Origin of the sequence: Roseomonas chloroacetimidivorans (assembly GCF_049629625.1) — a bacterium.
In the GTDB taxonomy this organism is placed as follows: Bacteria; Pseudomonadota; Alphaproteobacteria; order Acetobacterales; family Acetobacteraceae; genus Roseomonas; species Roseomonas chloroacetimidivorans.
Genome location: NZ_JBNBZS010000305.1, coordinates 1 through 818, shown reverse-complemented (window position 1 = coordinate 818; position 818 = coordinate 1). Strand labels below are relative to the sequence as shown.

Below are 818 nucleotides of genomic sequence, written 5' to 3'. Positions count from 1 at the left end.
CCTTGGGGTGGATCGGCGCCAGCTCGGCATTGGGCTCCGGTGTCAGAAAGGCGAAGAGGTCGGCCGCCACCTCGACCGCCTTTACCTTGCGGACAGAGGTCCGCTGCGGAGTCCAGATCTCTCCGAAGAACATGAGCGGCCGGCCCTCACCGAGGGCGAACCAGGCCGGGACCGACTTCCCGTCCGGCTGACGCTCGGGCTCGCTGAAGGCGGTCAGCGGCACGAGGCAGCGATGCGTCTCAGAAAGTCAGCGACGCCAGTGCGGGGAGGATGTGTTCCGGACATTGGTCACGCCAGGATCGGTCCTCTTGCCCTTCAGGGCGAAGGCGGGCAACGGCATGCCCAGCGCGCCGCCGCCAGCTCGCGCACGCCATCAGCGGCGCTGCGGACGATCGGTGCCGCGTAGTCGGGATAAACGCCCGGCAGGGGCTGCATGTTGCCCACACTGTCTCGCATGGCGCGCGCGATCTGGCGAATGGCGGCCGGGTTCGTGTGGCCTGCACATGGCGGGACCGTAGCCCTGGCCTTCAGGCGGAGCAGCGCGGCGCCGGGGCCCATGTTGCCCGGTTGGCGTCCTTTACAAAAGGGCGGCACCTGGCGGCCGAAACCGCACTGAGGGCTTGTCGTGGGCCGCGCTGTATTCAGCGGAGTATGCCGTGGGCGTGGAGAGAGCCTAGCAGGCGCCTATATGTGCAAAAAGACTGTCGTCCAGTAGGTTGTCTGGCTCATGTCAGCGCCCAGACGCAAACCGCCCCGCCGGTCAGGGGGGCGGCTAGGAGACTACTGTTAGTCGAACGGGCTCCATAACGGGCGATGGC

General features: G+C 67.2%; 1 protein-coding gene and 1 pseudogene. Both read right to left on the bottom strand.

From position 1 onward, the window contains the following. Window positions 1-223: pseudogene (locus ACO1BU_RS37635) on the bottom strand (SOS response-associated peptidase); the annotation flags it as partial. 92 nt (window positions 224-315) lie between these two features. Continuing rightward, the gene (locus tag ACO1BU_RS37630) at window positions 316-456 is read right to left on the bottom strand and encodes a hypothetical protein (RefSeq protein ID WP_424140939.1); all 141 of its coding nucleotides are present in this window, start codon (window positions 454-456) and stop codon (window positions 316-318) included. Window positions 457-818 lie beyond the last annotated feature (362 nt).

Bases quoted from the DNA above. Each gene is read 5' to 3' on its own strand.
- ACO1BU_RS37630 (WP_424140939.1), bottom strand. From the start codon at position 456: ATGCGAGACAGTGTGGGCAACATGCAGCCCCTGCCGGGCGTTTATCCC.